This window comes from Uniformispora flossi, assembly GCF_049534875.1.
Taxonomy (GTDB): Bacteria; Actinomycetota; Actinomycetes; order Streptomycetales; family Streptomycetaceae; genus Yinghuangia; species Yinghuangia aomiensis.
Genome location: NZ_JBMULZ010000002.1, coordinates 396,173 through 417,172, shown reverse-complemented (window position 1 = coordinate 417,172; position 21,000 = coordinate 396,173). Strand labels below are relative to the sequence as shown.

Sequence of the window (21,000 nt, the reverse complement as noted above, 5' to 3'; positions counted from 1 at the left end):
CGCCCCCCCACGTGCAGCTCCACGCCGACTGACGAGGCGCCAGATGCTACTCGTACCGGTACTTCAGCGAATCCGCTTCCGCCTGCTGGACGTCGGCGATCGTCAGCTCCGGCATGCGCAGCTGTGCCAGCGTCACCTCGGCCGAGGTCGGCTGGGCGTCCGTCGGGAGCCACTCCTCCGGCTTCCAGGCGCCGCTGCGCATGAGCGACTTGGGGCAGTGGGGGTAGACCTCCTCGATCCCCACCACCAGCGCGCCGGCCGGCGGCTTGCCGACGGCGGTCAGCTGCGACAGCAGCTCCGGGCGGGTGGAGACGCAGGCGCGGCCGTTGACCCGGAGCGTCGTGGTGCGGCCCGGGATGACGAACAGGAGTCCAGCCCGCCCGGTGGTGACGACGTTCTGCAACGTGTCCAGACGCTTGTTGCCGGTCGCGTCCGGTATCGCCAGCGTCCGCGAGTCCAGCACGGCGACGAACCCGGCCGGACCGCCGCGCGGGGAGACGTCGCAATTGCCTTCGGCGTCGGCGCTGGCGACCAGGACCAGCGACGCGCAGCCAATCAATGCCCGTGTCTGATCGGTGAGTTCGGTCATCTGCTTGCGCACGGCCGCGTCACTGGGGAGGGCGTAGGTCTCCCGCAGTGCCTCGGCGTCGGTCACAGCGTCGAGGAGAAGCGAGTCGAAGGCGCTGCCGGTCATGGGTGTCGTCATGTGTTCGACCCTAACCACCGATCACGGGCGGACCTCCGTGACGGCGCGGTTACGTACGCGTAGCACCGAGAGCGTGTTCGCAGGCCAGTTCGATGGGTTTGCCACGAAGGCATTGTTGCTGGTCAGGGGCTTGTCGTGGGTGAGGGCGAACGCCTCGGCGCGCGGGCTGTTGCGTTCTGTGACCGTGTCACTGGTTGGTGACAGCGCTGTCGTGGATCGTCGACGTCGGTTCCCCAGGGGTTCCGGGCCCGGACATAGTGATCATGCACGCACCGAGAAGCCCGGCTCCACAAGGGCTTCAACTACGCGATACCAAGGGGTTTTTGATGTCCGCCAACCGCCGCCAGACCGTCCTCGCCTCCGCAGCCCTCGTCGCCGGCGCCCTGCTGATGACCGCCTGCCAGGACTCGGACTCCGGCGCCGCGCAAGGGGCTTCGTCCAACGCGTCGAACGGTCAGCCGCCCGCCTCGCCGAACACGTCGAACTCGGGCGGCAGCCAGGGCGGCAACAGCCAGGGCAGCCAAGGCGGGACCCAGGGCGGAGGGACCAACTCCACCGGCAAGAGCAGCGGCGGCGGTCAGGGCACGAGCGCCGGCAACGGCACCACCTCGGGCGGCGGCAGCGGCAAGGCGTCCAAGTGCCGCACCGACGAACTGAAGGTCACCGCGCTCGACAACACCATTGACGGCGACCGGGACGGCAGCGTCGCGGTCACGTTCAAGAACAACGGCCCGGACTGCTCGATGGCCGGCTTCGCAGGCGTCAACCTCAAGACCGACGCGGGCGACATATCCGCCCAGCGCACCAGCCAGGAGCCCGTCTCGATCGTCCTCAAGGCCGGCAAGTCGGTGTCCTTCACCATCAGCTACCCGGTCGAGACGATGGGCGAAGCCTCCGGCCTCCGCATCACCGGCCTGGTCGTGACCCCGCCCGACGAGACCAAGTCCGTGACCATCGACTGGCCCGGCGCCGGCCGGTTCCCCGTCAAGAGCGGCGGCGACCTGGTCAAGGTCGGCCCGATCGGCAGCGCCGGCCAGGGCGGCTGAGCCACAGCCTGTGCCGGACCCGCAGGTTCCGTAGGTTCCGCGTGTTCCGTACGCCCTCGACACACGCGAGATCCGTACCTTCCCCGCAGTTCCCAAGACCGTACAACGCCGCCACCCCCCAAGTGACGACGACTTACTCGCCCCCCAAAAAAAGACGCATAGACCCACAGACGCCGAAGCGCCGGACGGACGACCCGCAAAGGTCGACCGCCCGGCGCTTCTCACGTCCCCGTCAGTGCCCGCCGCCCTGCCGCGCGTGCTTCGGCAGCAGGAAGCCGACGGCGAAGGCAAGCGCGGTAAGTCCCAGCGCGATCAGCGCCGTCAGCGACACCGCGTCCAGCGCCGCCTGGCTGTGCATCCGCGCGCCGCCCTGGCCGAAGAACACGGTGCCGAAGATCGCGACCCCCAGCGCCGACGCGAGCTGCTGCATCGACTCCAGCGCCCCCGACGCCGAGCCGACCTCCTCGTCCGCGACCTCGCCCATGATGATGTCGAACAGCGGGACGAAGATCAGGCCCATGCCCAGGCCGTACACGAGGAACGGCGCCACCAGCGGCCAACTCCCCATCGTCGTCGACGCGTTCGCGAAGACGAGGTAGAGCAGCGCGGTCCCGCCGGCCATGATCGCCAGACCGATGTGCAGGATCTTCCGGCCCAGCTTGCCCATCAGCATGCCGCTCGCCGCCGAGCCGATGAACGCGCCGATCGCCCACGAGCCCATCGTCAGGCTCGCCCGCATCGCGCTGAAGCCCATGCCGAGCTGCAGGAACAGGCCCACCGCCAGGGAGAAGCCGGTGATCGCACCGAAGAACGCGATGACGAAGAGGACGCCCGACGCGTACGACCGCTTGCGGAACACGCTCAGCCGCACCAGCGGCGCGCGCCCCGAAGCCGCCCGCCGCAGCTGCTGGTAGGCGAACCCGCCGAGCACCGCCACCGACGCCGCCAGCATGCCGAACATCCACAGCGGCCAGCCCTTTTCGCGGCCCTGCACCAGCGGGTAGACCAGCAGGAACATCCCGACGCCGCCGATCAGCGCACCCGTCCAGTCCAGCGACCGCGAACCCGCCGCGATCGGCCGCGCCGACGGAAGCACCCGCTGACCGACAAGCAGCGCGAACAGGCCGAGCGGCAGGTTGATCAGGAAGATCATGCGCCATCCGGTGCCGAACACGTCCGCGTCCACCAGCGTGCCCGCCACGATCGGGCCGAGGATCGTCGCGATCCCGATGCACGGACCGAACGCGGCGAATGCCTTGCCCATCTCCTGCGGCGAGAACAGGTCCCGGATCAGGCCGAACGTCTGCGGGATCATCACCGCCCCGCACAGCCCCTGCACCACGCGCGCCGCGATCAGCGCCTCCGGGTTCCACGCCAGCGCACACGCCAGCGACGCCAGCACGAAGCCCGTCGCGCCGATCTGCAGCATCCGCTTGCGGCCGAACATGTCGCCCAGCCGGCCGCCGGTCAGCAGCCCCACCGCCATGGTGAGCGTGTACGACGCGGCCACCCACTGCAGCCCGGTGTACGAGGCGCCCAAGTCGTCCCGGATCGCCGGCGCCGCGACGTTGACCACCGTCGCGTCCAGCAGGTTCATCAGCGTGGCCGCCAGGATCGCGAACAGGCCGAGCCACTTGCGGCGGCCCTCGGCGGCACCGGATCCGGGCGCCGGCGCACCGGTTTCCGTCTCCGGCCGAACGGCCGCGGAGTCCAGGACTGCGCTCACAGGCGTGCTCCTTCAAGCAAGGGAATCAGGGAGGTGACGAGGGAGACGGAGGGGGTCGGTGGCAACCGCTCATCTCCACTGCTTGAACTCTAGGAGTCCAATAGGCAAGCTTCGTTCCTAAAGGAAAGGCAGGCTCGCATCCATGTTGGAAACCTCCGCACGACTGCTGCGTCTGCTCTCCCTGCTGCAGACCCACCGCGACTGGACCGGCACCGAACTCGCCGACCGCCTCGACGTCACCCCGCGCACCGTCCGCAACGATGTCGAACGCCTCCGCACCCTCGGCTATCCGGTGCACGCCACCCGGGGCGCCGCCGGCGGCTACCGCCTCGGCGCCGGCGCTTCCCTGCCCCCGCTGCTGCTGGACGACGAGGAGGCCGTCGCGGTCGCGGTCGGCCTCCGCACCGCGGCCGGCGGCACCGTCTCCGGCATCGAGGAAACGTCGCTGCGCGCCCTTGCCAAGCTCGAACAGGTGCTGCCGACCCGGCTGCGCCGCCGGGTCAACGCGCTGCACGCGTACACCGTGCCGGTGCCCGGACAGGAGGGGCCTCGCGTCGACACCGAAGTGCTCACCACGATCGCCGCCGCGTGCCGCGACCACGAGCGCTTGCGGTTCGGTTACCAGGACTATGCGGGCAACGAGACGGTCCGCAATGTCGAGCCGTACCGGATGGTCAACTGGGGGCGCCGCTGGTACCTCCTCGCGTGGGACGTGGAACGCGACGACTGGCGGATCTTCCGTGTCGACCGGGTCGTCCCGCGGACCCCGACCGGCGCCCGGTTCACGCCGCGCGACCTGCCGTCGGAAGACGTCGCCGACTATGTGTCCAAGCGCGTGTCGGCGGCGCCGTGGCAGACCAAAGTGCGCGTCGTCGTCCAGGCCTCCGCGGAGGACATCGCCGCCCGGGTGCCGTGGTTCGCCGGATCGGTGGAGCCGCTGGACGCCGAGACGTGCGTGTTCACGACGGGTTCGAGCGACCCGGCGTCGCTGGTGGCCTGGCTCGGACTCCTCGGCGCCGACTTCACCATCGAGAACGCCCCCGAACTTGCGGAGCACATGCGGACGTTGGGCGAACGGATGCTGCGTGCGGCGCAGGCCACGGAGGGCCGGTAAGCCGGGAGCAAGTCGCGGGTAGGTGAGCCGGCGGCTCGATAACCCGAACATTAGTGTTCGACATCGAGCCCGTCGACGGCATACCCTCAAATCGAACACTACTGTTCGACTTATTGGGGGTTCCGGCATGGACACGCCTGCCGCACACACCGCACACCGGCACCACGCGGGGCATCCGCACCCGGCGGACGACCCGCACCACCCCGCTCCGTCGCCCCGCCGCTGGTGGGTACTCGCCGTGCTCTGCCTCGCGCAGTTCATGGTCATCCTCGACGTCACCGTCGTGAACGTCGCCCTGCCCGTCATGGGCGACGAACTCGGCCTCGGCCGCGCCGCGTCCACGTGGGTGGTGACCGCCTACACGCTCTGCTTCGGCGGCCTGATGCTGCTCGGCGGCCGCCTCGCCGACACCCGTGGCCGCCGCGCGGTCTTCCTCACCGGCCTGGCCGTCTTCACCGCCGGATCCCTCGGCTCCGGCCTCGCCGGCAGCGAGACCGCCCTGATCACCGCCCGCGCAGCACAAGGAGTCGGCGCGGCGATGCTGTCGCCCGCCGCGCTGTCGATCCTCACCACCACCTTCCACGGCCCGGAACGCAACAAGGCGCTCGGCGTGTGGGCCGGGCTCGGCGGCGCGGGCGCCGCCGTCGGCGTGCTCGTCGGCGGAGCGTTCACCGACGGACCGGGCTGGGAGTGGGCGTTCTACGTCAACGTGCCGGTCGGAATTGCGCTCGCCGTCGCCGTCCCACTCCTCGTCGACGCCGGCATCGGGCGCAGCGGCGGCCGCATCGACGTGCCGGGCGCGCTCGCGGCGACCGCCGCGGTCGCCGCACTCATCTACGGACTCGTCCGCGCGGGCGACCAAGGCTGGGGAGACCCGGGCACATGGGCGGCGTTCGCGGCGGGCATCGCCTTGGCCGCCGCGTTCGTGGCGATCGAACGGAGCGTCGCGGAACCGCTCGTGCGGCTCCCCGCACACGGCCGCCGCGCGGTGCTGTCCGGCAACGTCGTGATGCTCGCCGCCACCGGCCTCCTGCTGTCCTTCTTCTTCCTGTCCTCGCAGTACATGCAACGCACGCTCGGCCTCGGCGCCTTCGACACCGGCCTCGTCTTCCTGCCCGTCGCGGTGGCCATCGGCCTCGGCTCCCACCTCGCCATGCACGTCGTCACCAGGCACGGCGGCCGCCCCGCCGCGATCGCCGGCTTCATCCTCGCGGGCCTCGGCGCGCTGCTCCTCGCCCGCGTCCCCGACGACGGCAGTGCGTGGGCGCACGTCCTGCCCGGCTTCCTCGTCGCAAGCCTCGGCCTGGGTGCGACGTTCGTGGCGGCGACGACCACGGCGCTCGCCTATGTCGCCCCGGACGATGCCGGGGTCGCGTCCGGCCTGGTCAACACCGGCCACGAACTCGGCGCGACCCTCGGCATCGCCCTCATGTCGACCGCGGCGGCGTCCAGCCTCGACGCCCGGGCGATACCGATGCCGACCGGCGGAATCGGCACCGCCTTCGTCGCGGCGGCCGCCGCCGCGGGCACGATGGCGGTACTCGCCGGACTGCTGCTGCCGGGCGGACCACCGCCGGAGACGGACCGGCCGATGTTCGCGCACTAGAACGGACGACGCGTCGACGGTCGGTCACGCCACGCGGACGGGAACTACGGAGATTCGGCCGGCTCGGAGGCGAACGCGCGGTGCAGGGTCTCGAGGAACTCCGGTGCGTCGCGGAAGGCCGTGTCTCCGATGCGGCGCACCGGCACACCCGGCGTCCAGGAGTTCAGCACCGCCGCGCCCGACAGCCCGGGCAACTCGGCCGCCGTCAGTACCCGGTCCTCCTGCGGTACCCCCCGCTCGGCGAGGCGGCGGCGCACGATCCCCATCGTCGTCCCGCCGAGCACCGGTGCCTGCGGCCACACCACCGACGTGCCGTCCCAGAACGCCAGGTTCCAGATGGACGCCTCGCCGAACCGGCCGTGCCGGTCGACGAACGCCGCGTCGTCGAACCCGTCCGCGACGGCGCGGCGCAGGTAGTACGTCTTGGCGACCTCGCCGACGTGCTTGAGATGCGGCAGGACCCGCTCGTACCCGACCACCGCGAGCGCGAGCGGGCCCGCCGGGCCGTCGGACGGCGGTCCCGTCCGGACCAGGACACGCAGCGCGCCGCCGTCGTCCGCGGCGGTGAACTCGCCGACGGGCTCGTGGACGGTGGCGGTCAGCGAGACGTCCGGTGGGGCTTCGGCGAGGGCGGTGCGCAGGTGGGCGCGCATCAGGTCGTCCGGCAAGGCTCGGCCGTACAGTTCGAGCGAAGCGTTGCGAAGGCGGGCGAGATGCAGATCCAGACCGCGCACCCGGCCGCCGCGCACCTGCATCGCCGTGAAGTGCGCGTGACCGGCGAAGGCCAGCGGAGCCAGCTCGTCCGCAGTCGCCGGACGGCCGTCGAGATGGACGACGGGGGAGGGGGCGAGGGCACGCATGGGGGATCACCTTTCGGGTGCGGAGCGTCCGCTTGCGCGGCGTCTTCGCAACCTAGGACCTCACATTGGTGTGAAGTTCAAGTCCGCAAACCGTCCGCGCCCCCTCCCGGTCGGCGTCGGCGCGACGCCCTAGGCTGACCGGCTGTGGCACGAACCGAATCCCGCGCGGGCGGTGCCGGGGGCGGACCCCGGCGCCGGGCCGACGCCGAGCGCAGCATCGAAGCGATCCTCGACGCCGCGCAAGCCGGCCTTGCCGACCACCCGCAATTGACCATGGCCGAACTCGCCCGCGCCGCGGGCGTCGGGCGCGTCACCCTCTACACGCACTTCGCGTCCCGCGAAGCCGTGCTCGGGGCGGTGCTCGAACGCGCGGTCGACGAAGCCTCCGCGGCCATCGAAGCCGCCGCGCCCCGAGAGGGCACCGCGACGGAGGCGCTCGACCGGCTCGTCCGCACCAGCTGGCGCGTACTCGACCGGCACCGCCGCCTGTTCGCCGTCGCGCACGCCGAACTCCCGGCCGCCGACATGCGCCGCCACCACGAACGCGCCCTCGCCCACGTCGAGCAGCTCATCGAACGCGGCCGCGACGAAGGCGACTTCCGCACCGACCTGGCCACCACGTGGCTGCTCAGCGCCATCTACAGCCTCATGCACGCGGCCGCCGAGGACGTCAACGTCGGCCGGCTGACGGCAGAGCAGGCCCCGGAAGTCCTGGTCGCGACGATCCTCCCGGCGGTGCGGGGCCGATGACCGCAGACCTCGGCCGCGTGGCCTTCGACCACGTCCTGGCCGGCATCGCGGCCTCGCCGTGGCGCGATGTCCTGGTGCTGCGCGGCAGCGCGGCGATGCCCGCGTGGGTCGGCGACCGGGCCCGCGTGCCCGGCGACCTCGACTTCGTCGTTACCCCGTCGGCCGACCTCCTCCCACTTTCTCTGGGACTCGGCTCGCGTCGAAGGGCCCTCCCCCGCCTCCTCCGCCATCGACCTCGCCGGATCTACTCCTCAGCGAACGTCGACCATCCGAGTCTCCCCTCCACCCCCCCGCCTGTCATCCCACCCCCCGCAACCCTGTGGACAACCCGGCTGACCTGGCGTGTGTCACATCCACACCACCAGCTCCGTCAACCGTGTATGGACGCCATCGCCGCCCCCGCCCCCGACGCCGACCGCCCGCACCCCGGCGACATCTGGCTTGCCGAGCAGTTCGAGACGCACCGCGTCCACCTGAGAACGGTCGCCTACAGCATGCTCGGCTCGCGCAGCGACGCCGACGACGCCGTGCAGGAGGCGTGGCTGCGCGTCACCCGCGCGGACCGGGCCGACGTGGTCAACCTGCGGGCCTGGCTCACCACCGTCGTCGGCCGCATCAGCCTCGACATGCTGCGCACCCGCCGCAGCCGCCGCGAGGACTATCCCGGGACGTCGCTGCCCGAACCGATCGTCCGCATGCACGACGAGCCGGGGCCCGAGGAAGCCGCGGTGGCGGCCGACTCGATCGGGCTCGCGCTGCTGATCGTCCTCGACACGCTCAACCCCGCGGAGCGCCTGGCCTTCGTGCTGCACGACGTGTTCGGCATGGCGTTCGACGAGATCGCCCCGATCGTGTCCCGCACCCCCGCCGCCGCGCGGCAGTTGGCCAGCCGGGCCCGCCGCCGGGTGCGGTCCGCGCCGCGGCCGGACACCGACCTCGTCCGGCAGCGCCGCATCGTCGACGCGTTCCTGGCCGCCGCCCGGGACGGCGACTTCGACGCCCTCGTCGGCGCGCTCGCCCCCGACGTCCGCTTCCAACTCGACATCGGCGCCCACCGCCTCGGCGCGCACGCCGCGGCGGCGCACCGCACGGCGCCGGAGACCACGCTGGTCGGCGCGGACGTGGTCGCCAAGCAGATGATCGAGGTGGGCCCGCAGTTCCTCGCGCAGATCACCCCGGTCATCGTCAACGGCAGCGCCGGCACCCTCGCGGGCCGCCTCGACCGGCCGGGCGGCGTCGCGGGCTTCACCATCGTGGACGGCCTGATCGTCCGCATCGACGTCATCGCCGACCCGGAGAAACTGCGCGGAATCGACCTCGGCGGGAAAGCAGGGGAGGAAACGGGGGGCACCCGGGCATGATGACCTCATGACCTGGACCGCGCCTGAAGCCACCCGCCACGATGCCCCCCTGATCTCCGACGAGCGCGCGATGCTCGACGGCTGGCTCGACTTCCACCGCGCGACCCTGCTCGCCAAGTGCGCGGGCTTGACCGCCGAACAACTCAAGATCCGCAGCGTCGAACCCTCCGGCATGTCGCTCCTCGGCCTCCTCCGGCACCTGACCGAGGTGGAACGCAGTTGGTTCCGCATCCGCTTCGACGGCAGCGAGAAACCCGAAGGGCTCTACTACGACGACGACAACCTCGACGGCGACTTCGACGACGTCGACACCGCCGACGCGGAAGCCGACTACGCCACCTTCCTCCGCGAGGTCGAGCGTGCCCGCGACACCGCCCGCGGCCGCTCCCTCGACGAGGTCTACCACGACCCCTACCGAAAGACCGACATGAGCCTGCGCTGGATCTACGTCCACATGATCGAGGAATACGCCCGCCACAACGGCCACGCCGACTTCCTCCGCGAACGCATCGACGGCGCGACGGGCGACTGACCCCTCACATGCGCATCACCACCGCCGAGCCCGCCCACTGGCCCCTCATCTGGCCGTTCTGGCGGGACATCGTCCGAGCCGGCGACACCTACACCTACTGGCCGGACACCGACGAAGCCACCGCACGCGACATGTGGATGCTCGCGCCGCCAAGCCGCACCGTCGTCGCACTGGACGACGACGGCCGGGTCCTCGGCACCGCCAAGATGAACCGCAACCACATGGGCGGCGGCGCACACGTCGCCAGTGCCAGCTTCATGGTCGACCCGGCTGCGCAAGGCCGCGGCGTGGGCCGGGCGTTGTCCGAATACGTGATCGACTGGGCACGCGCCGAGGGCTACCGTGCGATCCAGTTCAACGCCGTCGTCGAGACGAACACCCGCGCGGTGAAGCTCTACGAATCCCTCGGCTTCGCGATCGCCGCGAACCTCCGCGAGGGCTTCCGGCATCCGGAACTGGGCTACGTCGGACTGCTGGTGATGTACCGGATGCTCTGACCCGCCCGGATCGCTACTACCAGCCCCCACGGCGATCCCCGGCGTCCGCCACGCCCACCACAAACCAAAATGTTGCCAAAGCCTCTCGGGACCCGCTAGCGTCGCGCAGCCCCCGTACCGCTCGCGCACCACCCGGCGCACGTCTCCCGGCGAGAACTCCATGCACCACATCACCCGACGCACCCGTGCCGCCGCCGTCGCCGGCCTGGCCTTCGCCGCCGTCACCGCTCTGTCCGCCTGCGGCTCCGGCGGTGCCGGCAGCGCCGCGAAGGCCCGCGACGCCGCCGCGCCCTCGGCGTCCGGGTCGCCTTCCGCCTCGGCCGCCGCCTCGGGCAACGCCGCCTACAGCGCGTCGGAACTCGCGCGCCGCGCCGCCGAGGCAGTCGGCGACGATTCGCTGAACGTCGTGATCGGCGGCGTGATCGAGGACGGCAGCAGTTTGGACGTCACGGGCTGCATGCGCGGCGGCACCGACGCGCGCCTCGTCGGGACGATGTCCGGCGGGCACGTCGAGTTGGTGATGGTCGACGGCCACGGCTACGTGAAGGCCGACCTTGCGGTGTACGAGGCGATGTCCGACTCGGGCCCGCTGAACGACGGCCAGCGCGCCGTCATCGAACGGGCCATGGGCGGCAAGTACATGGACCTGGAAGACGACGACGACTCCGACGGCACGACGAGCGTCACGGACCTGACGAACCTTGCCGAACTCCTGCGCGACAACGCGACGGACGCCACGAAGGGCGAGACCACCACCGTCGACGGCCGTGCGGTCGTCCCGCTCGTCGTTCACCCGGACACGGACACGACCACGACGTTCTACGTCCCCGTCGACGGCGAACCGTTCCCCTTCCGGGTGACCGAGCGCGTGGACAGCACCACGGAGAACACCGTCTTCAGGCTGTCGCACGCCGACACGCCCTGCTCGGTGACCGCCCCGGACCCCGGCGACGTCGTGCCGACCGACCAGATCGAAACGGTCTTGCAGAAGGCCGCCGACGAACTCGGCCTCTCCTAGCGGCCCGCGTTCGCCCTGCGGCGACAGTTCCGCCGTTCGCGCCCCCGCCTCACCCATTGGGCCCACGCCCTGATGACGCGTCACCTCTCCCGTGCTCGACTGGAAGGCCCCGGCCGCACCACGACCCAGGCCGGGGTTTTCGTCGAATCCCGGGAGCGCACCGCCATGATCGCCACTGCCGAGCTGACCGACCCCACCGTCCGCGCCTTCGTCGCCGCGGTCAACAAGCACGACAGGAACGCGTTCGACGCGCTCCTCGCCCCCGGCGCCACGATGTCCGACGACGGCTCGGACCGCGACCTCGCCGAGTGGACCGACCGCGAGATCTTCACGACCCGCGGGCACATGGACGTCGTCCAAGAAGCCGACTCCGGGCGCTCCCTCGTCGTCGACTACCGCAACGACACGTGGGGGAGCATGCGGACGCGCTGGGAGTTCACCATTGACGGCGGCAAGGTCGCCCGCTTCGAGACCGGCCAGGCCTGAAACGGCAGGACGCTCGGCATACCCGCCGCGCACCGTACACCGCTCCGCCCCGCCGCACGGCCGATTAGCACATGCGATCACTGTGCGGGCCGGAATGCGCGATTCCGGCCGGGATCCGATGCGCGGCTGATTGGGTCTTCCCCACGAGCACGATGGGAGGCCCCTCATGCGCCGCGCGTCCTGGATCCTCGGATCCGTTTCCTTACTTCTCGTCGCCACCGGAGCGGTGAGCAAGTTCGCGGTTTACGACGAACTGCACAAAATGCCCGACGATGCCGAAGGCACCATGCACTTCCAGGGCACCGTGACCGCCCTCGACCCCGCTGCCATGCAGAAAGGCGACCTCGCACACGCGATCATCCGCGACCTGCCCGTCACCGCCGACCGCAAGGTCAAAGCCGTCAAGACGTCCGGCGGCACGATCGTGCTCAACGACCACACCGACGTGTTCGGCCCGACGAGACAGGTCGTGTCGACGAGCGAGCACCAGTACGCGGTCGACCGCGTCAACCTGCTCGAACGCCCCACGCCCGGCGGCGCCCAAGCCGAACCGCACGTCGGCCTGAGCGCGGGCTTCCCGCTCGATCCGGCGAAGCGCGACTATCCCTTCTGGGACGCCGAGACGCAGACCACCGTCCCGGCGGTCTACTCCGGCACCGAGCATCGCCAAGGCCGCACGGTGTACGTCTACCGCATCCGCACGTCCGGCCCGCTCGCCGACCCGGCGATGAAGTCCGCCCTGCCCCCGGCGCTGCCCAAGGCCGCTCTGCAGGCGCTCGCGCCCGGTGCCGACCTCACCGCGCAGCCGGACCCGGTGCCGCTCGCCTACACCTCGTCCACCGACATGACCGGCTACGTCGACTCCGAGACCGGGGTGACCATCGCCCTCGACTCCAAGAAGGGCGTCGTGGCGACCGTCCAGGGCGCCGACGTGTTCCCGGTGGCGAACGCCGCACTGTCCACCACCAAGGCGTCCGAGAAGGACCTCGCGGACACCGCGGCGACCGGCGCGCTCGTCTTCTGGATCATCAAGGACGCCGGGCCCTACGGAGCCTGGGCGCTCGCCGTCGTCCTCGCCGGCCTCGCGGTCTGGCTGGAGCAGCGCCACCGCCGCCGGGCGCTGGCGCCCGCGACCGCCGGAGGAGCCGTGCCACCGCCGCGCGACGAGGAGCTTTCGGACGAGGAGTTGCCGGAGGAGCCTCCCGTGCGTCTTGAAACTGACGGCCCATCAGTTTAGGTTCGCCAAAGCCGGGGCGCGTCAGCACGGCGTTTGGCATGCCAGGCGTCCCCGAGACGGGGACGCACGCATGCAGGACGCAGGCAAGACGCACGCAAGCAGGAGGCGCGCCATGGCATACCAGCCGCTCGAGGTCGGCGGGGTCGACGACTACCCGGTGAAGGTCGGCAGTATGCTGCTGACCCTCGTCGACCCGCACCGCGGGTTCGAGCGCGCGTACAACCGCTGGTACGAGCGCGACCACTACTACGGCGGCTGCATGGTCGGCCCGCACCTGTTCGCGGGCAGCCGCTGGGTCGCCACGCGCGAGCTGAAGGACCTGCGCTGGGCCGCCGAGGACGGGGCGGGCCCCGCGGTCGCCGAGCCGGGCGACGCGGGCAGCTACGTCGGCATCTACTGGGTCGAGAAGGGCAAGCACAAGGAGCACTTCGACGACTGGGCGCGCCCGCAGGTGGCCGCGCTGTACGGGGACGGCCGCGGGTTCGCCGAGCGCACCCACGTCCACACCGTGCTGTTCGACCACCTCGGCGCCTCGTACCGGGACGACGACCCGGTGCCGGTCGACCTGGCCCTCGACCACGGCTACGACGGCATCGTCGCGCTGTGGCTCGACGCCCGCGGCGACCGGACCGCGGCCGACCTGCTGGCGGATCTGAACCGCGACCACCTTCCGGCGCTGCTCAAGGGCTCGTCCATCGAGATCGCCTCGGCCTGGGCGCCGTCCCCGGGCGAGGAGGAGGTGCGGCTCAAGCAGCCGATGCCGCTCGGCAGCCTTCCCGGCGGTGCGGGCCGACTGGTGCAGCTGTTCTTCCTGCACGGCGACGTCCGCGACGCCCTGCCCGCGCTGCGCGCCTACTCCGACGCGGTCGCCGCGGCCGGGCTGGCGGACACCCGTTTGGCCGCACCGTTCTTCCGCACGGTGGTCGGAACGGACACGTACGTGGACGAGATCTGGTAAGTAAACCCGCTCGGAGCAGTTAATAGCCTCCACAAACGGGCAACTGTGCTGTCGGCAGGCCCGGTCCTGAACCCCCGAGCAGGGCCGGGTCTGTCCCATCGCCGGTGTTTTGTTGGTGTTCTGTCGGTGTTCGTGGTTGTCGTCGGTGGCGTTGTGGCCGGCAGGCCGGGGAGGCGGGCGGCGTCCATGGCCGAGAAACCCGCAACCGTCCGCGCCGGACGGCACACCGTCGAGATCTCCCGGCCGGACAAGGTCCTCTTCCCTGACGACGGCCTCACCAAGGCCGACCTGGTCGACCACTACCTGGCCGTCGCCGACCGCATGCTGCCCCAGCTGCGCGGCCGTCCGCTCATGATGGAGCGCTACCCCGACGGGATCGGGAAACGGCCCCTCATGCAGAAGAGCACCCCCGACTACTTCCCGGACTGGGTGCACCGCGTCGAACTCGGCAAAGCCGGAGGCTCCGTCGACTACGCGGTCTGCGACAACGCCGAAACCCTCGCTTACCTCGCCAACCAGGCCTGCGTGACCGTGCACCGCTGGCCCGCGCGCGCCGACCGGCCCCACCACCCCGACCGGCTGATCTTCGACCTGGATCCGCCCGACGACGACTTCGCCCCGGTCCGCGCCGCCGCGGCCGCCACCCGCGAACTCCTCGACGACCTCGGACTGGCCTCCTCCGTCATGACCACCGGCTCCCGCGGCCTGCACGTCATCGTGCCGCTCGACCGGCACGCCGACTTCGACACCGTCCGCGCGTTCGCCCGCGACGCCGCCGACGTCCTCGCCGCCCGGCACCCCGACACCCTCACCACCGCGGCCCGCAAGGACGGCCGCGGCGGCCGCCTCTACCTGGACGTGCAGCGCAACGCCTACGCGCAGACCGCGGTCGCCCCGTACACCGTCCGCGCCCGGCCCGGCGCCCCCGTCGCCACGCCGCTGACCTGGGACGAAGCCGCCGACCCCGGCATCCACGCCCGGACCTGGACGGTCGCGTCGATCCGCGACCGGCTCGCCGACGACCCGTGGGCGGACGCGCCGAAACGCGGGTACCGGCTCACCGCCGCACGCCGGAAGCTGGACGAGCTGCGCCCGGACGCCTGACTCGGATCCCTGACCGGGATCCCTGACCCGGACACCCGACCCGGGCGCGCCTGACCCGGACGGCCGCCTCGGTGCATGACCGCGCACGAGGCGGGTAGCGGCCGTCCGGCAGGGCTGTCCGGCGCGCCCGGCAGGCGCGTGGACGCACGCCGAATCCGAGGAGGGCCCGTGGCCGCGACCGACGCCCTCGGGGAATACCGGCGCAAGCGCGATTTCGGCAGAACCACCGAGCCCCGCGGCGAACCCGGCGCAGCCACCGACGGGGAACCCGTCTTCGTCGTCCAGATCCACGACGCCACCGCCATGCACTTCGACTTCCGCCTCGAAGTCGGCGGCGTCCTCAAATCCTGGGCCGTGCCCCGCGGACCCTCCCGCGACCCGCGCGACAAGCGCCTGGCCGTGCCCACCGAAGACCACCCGCTCGAGTACCGGGAATTCGAGGGCGTCGTCGACGACGGCGAGTACGGCGCCGGCGTCGTCATCGTCTGGGACGAAGGCACTTACCGCAGCCTTGCCACCGACCGCCACGGCCGCGAAGTACCGTTCGCCGACGCCCTCGCCGACGGCCACGCCTCGTTCTGGCTGGACGGCCGCAAACTCCGCGGCGGCTACGCGCTCACCCGCACGCGCGGCGACGCCGGCCGCCGCGAAGCCTGGCTGCTCGTCAAACGCGCCGACGAACGCGCCTCCGACCGCGGCACCCCCGACCCGCTGCGCGCCCGCTCCGTCCGGACCGGCCGCACACTGCGCCAGGTCGCCGCCGAGGACGGCGGCGCCGCGGACCGCGTCGGCCGGCACGGATGGCGGCGAGGCCGCCCGGGCGGGGGCGACGGGGGCGGGCGCGGCTCCGGAGGCGGTCGAGGATGATCGCGCAGCCGATGCTGGCCGTACTCAGCAGCCGCCGCGACTTCGGCGACGCCTGGGTCTTCGAACGCAAGCTCGACGGCGTCCGCGTCCTCGCCGACTACCACCCCGACCGCGGTGTCCGGCTCGAATCCCGCAGCGGACGCCCCCTCAACGGCACCTACCCGGAACTTGTCGCCGCGCTCGAACAGCAGACCGGACTCGCCTTCACCGTCGACGGCGAAGTCGTCGCCCTGCACCGCGGCCGCACCGACTTCGGTCTCCTCCAGCAGCGCATGGGGCTCACCAACCCGGTCGCCGCCCTGGCCACCGGCGTCGCCGTCACTTACTACCTGTTCGACCTGCTCGCCCTCGACGGCCGCGACACCACCGGCCTCCCGCTGCGCGACCGCAAAACCCTGCTCCGCAAAGCCATCGACTTCCACGGCCCGCTCCGCTACACCACCCACCGCAACCACGGCGGCCCGGAACTCCTCGCCGATGCCTGCTCCCGCGGCTGGGAAGGCCTCATCGCCAAGCGCGCCGACAGCCGCTACACCCACGGCCGCTCCGACGCGTGGCTCAAACTCAAATGCGTCGGCGGCCAGGAGTTCGTCATCGGAGGATTCACGGAACCGGCCGGAAGCCGCACCGGGCTGGGCGCCTTGCTTGTCGGCTATTACGAGGGCGACGACCTGCACTACGCGGGCAAAGTCGGCACCGGCTTCGACGCCCGGACGCTTACGTCCCTGCGTACCAGCCTCGACGAACTCCGCACCGGGACAACACCGTTCGCGGATGCGGTCGACGAGAAGCGCGCCTTGTGGGTGCGGCCGGTCCTCGTCGCCCAGGTCGGCTTCGGCGAATGGACCCGGGCCGGGCGGCTGCGGCACCCGAAGTTCCTGGGGTTGCGCGACGACAAAAGCCCCGCGGACGTCGTCCGCGAGCGGCCGAAGGGAAAACCATGACCGCCACCATCGCCCGGACCGAGCAACACCGGCGCGCGCAGCGGCTGCTGTCCGAAGCCGGGGACACCTACGCCGCCGACGCGGGTATCAAACCGGCCGACAAGCCCGCCCCGCTGTGGCAGCTGCTCGTGCTGAGCAACCTCGTCTCCACCCGGATCAAGGCGGCCGTCGCCGTCGCCGGCGCCCGCAAACTCTTTGCCGCAGGCGGTCGGACGCCCCACGGCATGGCCGAACTCACCTGGCAGCAACGCGTCGACGCCCTCGGCCGCGGCCACTACGTCCGCTACGACGAAGGCACCGCCACCCGGCTCGGCGAATGCGCCGACCTCGCCCGCGACCGCTACCACGGCGACCTGCGCAACCTCGCTCGCGAAGCCGACGAACAACGCGACCGAGTCGAGGACCTCCTCACCGAATTCCCCGGCATCGGCCCGACGGGCGCCCGGATCTTCTGCCGCGAAGCCCAGGACGTGTGGCCATTCCTGCGACCGGTATTCGACAAAAAGGCCCAGGAAGGCGCGGCCCGAATCGGCCTGCCGACCGCACCCGAGCGCCTCGCCGAACTGGCCGACGGCGACCTGGCCCCGTTCGCGGCGGCGCTGGTGCGGGCGGCACTGGACCGGGACCTGGCCGAGCGGGTGGCGGGCAGCTGATTCCGGGAGGGGGTGCGGCTGCAGGTTGCGGTTGCAGGGTGCGGTTGCGGTGTGCGGCTAGGGCTGCGCCGCCAGGCGAACTCCCAGGGTCACCAGCACCGTTCCGGAGACCTGCTCCATCCGGCGACGGACCGCCGGACGCTGGAACGTCGCCCGGACCCGCCCGGCCAGCCAGACCAGCCCGAAGTACCAGATCAGGTCGATCAGCGCCCACATCACCGAGAACACCAGCAGCATCGGCAGCACGGGCGCGCCCGACGGCGCGAACTGGGGGAGCAGCGACACCGCGAACACGCCGGCCTTGGGGTTGGCCGCGTTGGTCAGCAGCCCGAGGCGGAACGCCCGCCAATGCGACACCCGGCCGTCGTCGGCTTCCTCGTCGGCCGTGTTCCCGCGGCGCGCACGCCACAGCGCCTGAGCGCCCATCCAGATGAGGAACGCCGCACCGGCGATCCGCATCACGTGGTACGCGATCTCCGACGCGACCAGCACCGCGGACAGCCCGAACGCCGCCGCCAACCCCCACAGCAGTACACCGGCCTCGTTGCCGAGCACGGTGACCATGCCCGACGTCCGGCCGTGCAGCACCGAACGGCGGAGGATCACCGCCGTACTCGGGCCGGGCACCATGGCGATCAGGCAGGCGGCCCCCGCGAAGGTGAGAATCGACGTGAGCATCCGGGGCCCTCCGGTCGGTGGTGTCGGCGCCGTCGGTGGTATCGGCGGGGTCGGCGCACCCAGATGGTGTCCGGCGGCACGGCGCGACCCTCGGTATCACGGTCATGATGACCGCTCCCGACCGGGGGCCGCACCGGATTTGGCGCCGGTGCCACGGGCCGCCGAAGCGTCGGCCATGATTGACCGGCATGACAGACCTAGGCAGGGTTGTGCAGAAGGCCGCCGACGCGCTGGCGGCCAAACACGTCGGAGCGGTGGTCGCGGCGGTGTCCGGCGACCGGGTGGAGATACGTGGCGTCGGCGCCATGGCGACCACCGGAGCTTCGGCGGGCCAACCGCCTTCGGGTGACACACTGTTCGAAGTCGGCTCGGTGACCAAGGTGTTCACGGCACTGACCCTGGCCCGACTTGCCATCGCCGGCGTCGTCGACGTCGAGGAACCCGTCGCCGACCTGCTGCCGACCGGAACGTCGATACGGTCGCGCGACGGCGAACCGATCCGACTGTGGCACCTCGCCACCCACACGTCGGGGCTGCCGCGCCTGCCGAAAGGGCTGTTGAAGGCGGTTCTGGCGGGGGGAAACCGCGAGGACCCCTACGCGGACTGCACGGAGGAATACGTCCTGGCGACGCTCGGCCGGACCAAGCTCGCGGCTCGACCGGGGACGCGCTTCGCCTACTCGAACCTCGGCGCGGGCCTGCTGGGCATCGCGCTCGCCCGGCGGGCCGGGCTTTCGTACGACGAACTCGTGGCCCGGGAAATCACCGTGCCGCTGGGGTTGTCGGACACGTCGGTCGCCGTGCCGCCCGCACACGCCGCACGCCTGGCCGCGGGCCACACGAAGCGCCGCAAGCCGACGGCGGCGTGGGACATGGCGTCGCTGGCGGGTGCGGGAGGCTTGCATGCGACCGCCGAGGACCTGCTGGCCTTCGTCCGCGTCCACCTCGACCTCAAGGCCGTCACCGACCACGCCTTCGCGGACGCCCTGCGCCTCGCCCGCTCACGACAGTTCGAGCTGGCCGCCCACCACCACGTCCACCTCGGCTGGATGAGCATGCAGCCGAAGGGCTCCGACACGAAGCGCCTGTACTGGCACAACGGCCGGACCGGCGGCTTCGCGTCCTGGGTCGGCTTCGTCCCGAAGCGACGGGCGGGCGTCGTGGTCCTGAGCAACACGGCCCGCTCGGTGGATCGCACGGGGATGGGGTTGTTGCGGAGGGTCGAGGGGTTGTGAGTCGGGGTGTGTAGTGCTTTTTGCCGGGGCGTAGTGGGCGCAGGCCGCCACAGCTGCCGCCTTGGAGTCTCGCGAGTATCCCGAACCCCGCTGTCTCCAAGGCCGAATTCACCCCTCGCCGTCCACCTCCACCCCCTTCGTATTAGGCGCCCGCAAAGCCACCGCCCCCGCCACGGCCAAGAACACACTCCCCACCAGCAAAGCCCGGCCGAAGCCCGAAGTCGCCGCCCCCGCGGCGGACTCCGTCCCGGCCACCGCATGCGTTCGCGCGGTCGCGACCGCCGACAGCACTGCCAACCCCAGTGCGCCGCCCAGCTGTTGCGAGGTGTTGAGGAGCGCCGCGGCCAATCCCGCCTTGTCCGCCGGTACGCCCGCGTTGGCGGCCGTCGTGATCCCCACGAACACCCCGCCGAGTCCCAGCGACACGATCAGCATCCCCGGCAGCAGGTCCGCCGCGTAGGAGCCGTCCACCGGGATCCGGGACAGCAGGTACATCCCGGCCGCCGCCACCACGGCTCCCGCCGCGATCACCGGACGGGTCCCGATCCTCGGCAGGAGCTGCGACGCGATGCCCGCGCTTACCGCGACGCCCACGCACAGGGGCAGCCACGCCGCCCCGGCCTTCAGCGGCGAGTAGCCCAGCACGTCCTGCATGTACAACGTCAGGAAGAAGAACATCGAAATGAATCCGCACATCGCGATCAGCTGGGTCACATTCGCCGCCGCCAACCCCCGGATGCGGAACACCGACAGTGGCATCAGGGGATTCCGCGCCACCGCCTCGCACCACACGAACGCCGTCAGCAATGCCCCCGCCAACGTCAGCTCCACCACCGTCGAGGTCGCCGACCAGCCCTGATCCGGGGCTTTCACCAGCCCGTACACCAGCAGCAAAAGGCCGGACGTCGCCAGCACCGTCCCGAGCGCGTCGAATCCGCCGCGCGGCATCCGCCGCCGGTCGTCGCCGATCAGCCGCGGGATCGCGGGCAGCACCAGGACGCACACCGGCAGGTTCACGAACATCACCCAGCGCCACCCGGGACCCTCGGTCAGTGCCCCGCCCAGGAACACCCCGACCGCGGATGCGAGCGCCCCCGTCCCGGCCCACGCCCCCAGCGCCTTGGTCCGCTCCGGACCCTCCGCGAACGACGTGGTCAGAATGGACAGCGCCGCCGGCAGCATCATCGCCGCGCCCGTCCCTTGCGCCAGCCGCGCGCCGATCAGTACGCCCGACGTCTGCGCCAAGCCGCCCACCAGCGACGCGATGCCGAACACCACCGTCCCGGCGATCAGCACCCGCCGCCGCCCGAGCAGGTCGGCCGCGCGACCGCCCAGCAGCATCAGACCGCCGTACGTCAGCAGGTAGCCCGACGGCACCCACTGGAGACTCTGCGTCGACAAGCTCAGATCACGCTGGATCGACGGCAACGCCGTGTTGACGATGGACGCGTCCACGAAATCGAGGAACGCCACCGCACACAGCAGGAACAACGTCAGCTTCCCGCGCCGCGACGCGAGGAACGCGCCGCCGCCGGATTCGGACAGCGGGCCGCCCGGGCCGGAGCCGGGCTTCGAGAGATCGATTTCCACACTCATACCCGGCAGACGGATCCCGCCCGCCG

The 21,000-nt window shown here is 71.5% G+C and carries 21 protein-coding genes; 16 read left to right on the top strand and 5 right to left on the bottom strand.

The genetic code is table 11. The features are described 5' to 3' along the window. Nucleotides 1-46: 46 nt before the first annotated feature. On the bottom strand, nt 47-706 hold the full coding sequence (locus ACPA54_RS06180; protein ID WP_423527574.1) for an MSMEG_1061 family FMN-dependent PPOX-type flavoprotein: 660 nt from the start codon (nt 704-706) through the stop codon (nt 47-49). Nucleotides 707-1,032: 326 nt separating this feature from the next. On the opposite strand from ACPA54_RS06180, the gene ACPA54_RS06175 reads away from it, so the two are divergent. Continuing rightward, nucleotides 1,033-1,752, top strand: a complete 720-nt coding sequence (locus ACPA54_RS06175; RefSeq protein WP_423527572.1) for a DUF4232 domain-containing protein — start codon at nt 1,033-1,035, stop codon at nt 1,750-1,752. Nucleotides 1,753-1,984: 232 nt separating this feature from the next. Here ACPA54_RS06175 and ACPA54_RS06170 read toward each other — a convergent pair whose 3' ends face one another. After that, nucleotides 1,985-3,478: an MFS transporter gene (locus tag ACPA54_RS06170; protein WP_423527571.1), complete on the bottom strand. Its 1,494-nt coding sequence runs from the start codon at nt 3,476-3,478 to the stop codon at nt 1,985-1,987. A gap of 142 nt (nt 3,479-3,620) precedes the next feature. On the opposite strand from ACPA54_RS06170, the gene ACPA54_RS06165 reads away from it, so the two are divergent. Together ACPA54_RS06165 and ACPA54_RS06160 are read left to right on the top strand one after the other, a co-directional pair. Beyond that, entirely contained in the window at nt 3,621-4,592 is a 972-nt protein-coding gene (locus ACPA54_RS06165; RefSeq protein ID WP_423527569.1) for a helix-turn-helix transcriptional regulator, read from the top strand. Nucleotides 4,593-4,719: 127 nt separating this feature from the next. Further along, on the top strand, nt 4,720-6,198 hold the full coding sequence (locus ACPA54_RS06160; protein WP_423527567.1) for an MFS transporter: 1,479 nt from the start codon (nt 4,720-4,722) through the stop codon (nt 6,196-6,198). Between the two features lie 44 nt (nt 6,199-6,242). Here ACPA54_RS06160 and ACPA54_RS06155 read toward each other — a convergent pair whose 3' ends face one another. Then, nucleotides 6,243-7,058: an aminotransferase class IV family protein gene (locus tag ACPA54_RS06155; RefSeq protein WP_423527566.1), complete on the bottom strand. Its 816-nt coding sequence runs from the start codon at nt 7,056-7,058 to the stop codon at nt 6,243-6,245. A gap of 144 nt (nt 7,059-7,202) precedes the next feature. On the opposite strand from ACPA54_RS06155, the gene ACPA54_RS06150 reads away from it, so the two are divergent. The 12 genes from ACPA54_RS06150 (at nt 7,203) to ACPA54_RS06095 (ending at nt 17,465) form a co-directional block, all read left to right on the top strand. Continuing rightward, nucleotides 7,203-7,808 carry a TetR/AcrR family transcriptional regulator gene (locus ACPA54_RS06150; protein WP_423527564.1) on the top strand — a complete coding sequence of 202 codons (606 nt, stop codon included), beginning with the start codon at nt 7,203-7,205 and terminating at the stop codon, nt 7,806-7,808. Between the two features lie 380 nt (nt 7,809-8,188). Beyond that, nucleotides 8,189-9,169, top strand: coding sequence for a sigma-70 family RNA polymerase sigma factor (locus ACPA54_RS06145; protein WP_423527562.1), 981 nt, complete (start codon nt 8,189-8,191; stop codon nt 9,167-9,169). A 7-nt stretch (nt 9,170-9,176) separates the two neighbouring features. Continuing rightward, the gene (locus ACPA54_RS06140) at nt 9,177-9,701 is read left to right on the top strand and encodes a DinB family protein (RefSeq protein ID WP_423527560.1); all 525 of its coding nucleotides are present in this window, start codon (nt 9,177-9,179) and stop codon (nt 9,699-9,701) included. A gap of 8 nt (nt 9,702-9,709) precedes the next feature. Then, on the top strand, nt 9,710-10,198 hold the full coding sequence (locus ACPA54_RS06135; RefSeq protein WP_423527559.1) for a GNAT family N-acetyltransferase: 489 nt from the start codon (nt 9,710-9,712) through the stop codon (nt 10,196-10,198). Between the two features lie 160 nt (nt 10,199-10,358). After that, the gene (locus tag ACPA54_RS06130; protein ID WP_423527557.1) at nt 10,359-11,216 is read left to right on the top strand and encodes a hypothetical protein; all 858 of its coding nucleotides are present in this window, start codon (nt 10,359-10,361) and stop codon (nt 11,214-11,216) included. A gap of 165 nt (nt 11,217-11,381) precedes the next feature. Beyond that, the gene (locus ACPA54_RS06125) at nt 11,382-11,702 is read left to right on the top strand and encodes a nuclear transport factor 2 family protein (RefSeq protein WP_423527834.1); all 321 of its coding nucleotides are present in this window, start codon (nt 11,382-11,384) and stop codon (nt 11,700-11,702) included. 166 nt (nt 11,703-11,868) lie between these two features. Next, the gene (locus ACPA54_RS06120) at nt 11,869-12,939 is read left to right on the top strand and encodes a porin PorA family protein (RefSeq protein ID WP_423527556.1); all 1,071 of its coding nucleotides are present in this window, start codon (nt 11,869-11,871) and stop codon (nt 12,937-12,939) included. Nucleotides 12,940-13,051: 112 nt separating this feature from the next. After that, nucleotides 13,052-13,897, top strand: a complete 846-nt coding sequence (locus tag ACPA54_RS06115) for a hypothetical protein (protein WP_423527554.1) — start codon at nt 13,052-13,054, stop codon at nt 13,895-13,897. Between the two features lie 186 nt (nt 13,898-14,083). After that, nucleotides 14,084-15,001, top strand: a complete 918-nt coding sequence (gene ligD / locus ACPA54_RS06110; RefSeq protein ID WP_423527552.1) for a non-homologous end-joining DNA ligase — start codon at nt 14,084-14,086, stop codon at nt 14,999-15,001. Nucleotides 15,002-15,169: 168 nt separating this feature from the next. Further along, nucleotides 15,170-15,868 carry a DNA polymerase ligase N-terminal domain-containing protein gene (locus ACPA54_RS06105; protein WP_423527550.1) on the top strand — a complete coding sequence of 233 codons (699 nt, stop codon included), beginning with the start codon at nt 15,170-15,172 and terminating at the stop codon, nt 15,866-15,868. After that, a complete protein-coding gene (gene ligD, locus ACPA54_RS06100) occupies nt 15,865-16,812 on the top strand; it encodes a non-homologous end-joining DNA ligase (RefSeq protein WP_423527548.1) in 948 nt (315 codons plus the stop codon). The genes ACPA54_RS06105 and ligD (ACPA54_RS06100) overlap by 4 nt, the downstream gene beginning before the upstream one ends. After that, the gene (locus tag ACPA54_RS06095) at nt 16,809-17,465 is read left to right on the top strand and encodes an HhH-GDP family DNA glycosylase (protein WP_423527546.1); all 657 of its coding nucleotides are present in this window, start codon (nt 16,809-16,811) and stop codon (nt 17,463-17,465) included. The genes ligD (ACPA54_RS06100) and ACPA54_RS06095 overlap by 4 nt, the downstream gene beginning before the upstream one ends. Nucleotides 17,466-17,522: 57 nt before the next feature. Here the strand turns inward: ACPA54_RS06095 and ACPA54_RS06090 are convergent, their stop codons facing one another. Further along, nucleotides 17,523-18,143 carry a LysE family translocator gene (locus ACPA54_RS06090; protein ID WP_423527544.1) on the bottom strand — a complete coding sequence of 207 codons (621 nt, stop codon included), beginning with the start codon at nt 18,141-18,143 and terminating at the stop codon, nt 17,523-17,525. A 188-nt stretch (nt 18,144-18,331) separates the two neighbouring features. Here ACPA54_RS06090 and ACPA54_RS06085 point away from each other — a divergent pair, with 188 nt between their 5' ends. Beyond that, complete coding sequence (locus ACPA54_RS06085; protein WP_423527542.1) at nt 18,332-19,378, top strand: serine hydrolase domain-containing protein; 1,047 nt, start codon at nt 18,332-18,334, stop codon at nt 19,376-19,378. 108 nt (nt 19,379-19,486) lie between these two features. On the opposite strand, the gene ACPA54_RS06080 is transcribed toward ACPA54_RS06085, so the two are convergent. Then, nucleotides 19,487-20,974, bottom strand: a complete 1,488-nt coding sequence (locus ACPA54_RS06080) for an MFS transporter (protein ID WP_423527540.1) — start codon at nt 20,972-20,974, stop codon at nt 19,487-19,489. Nucleotides 20,975-21,000 lie beyond the last annotated feature (26 nt).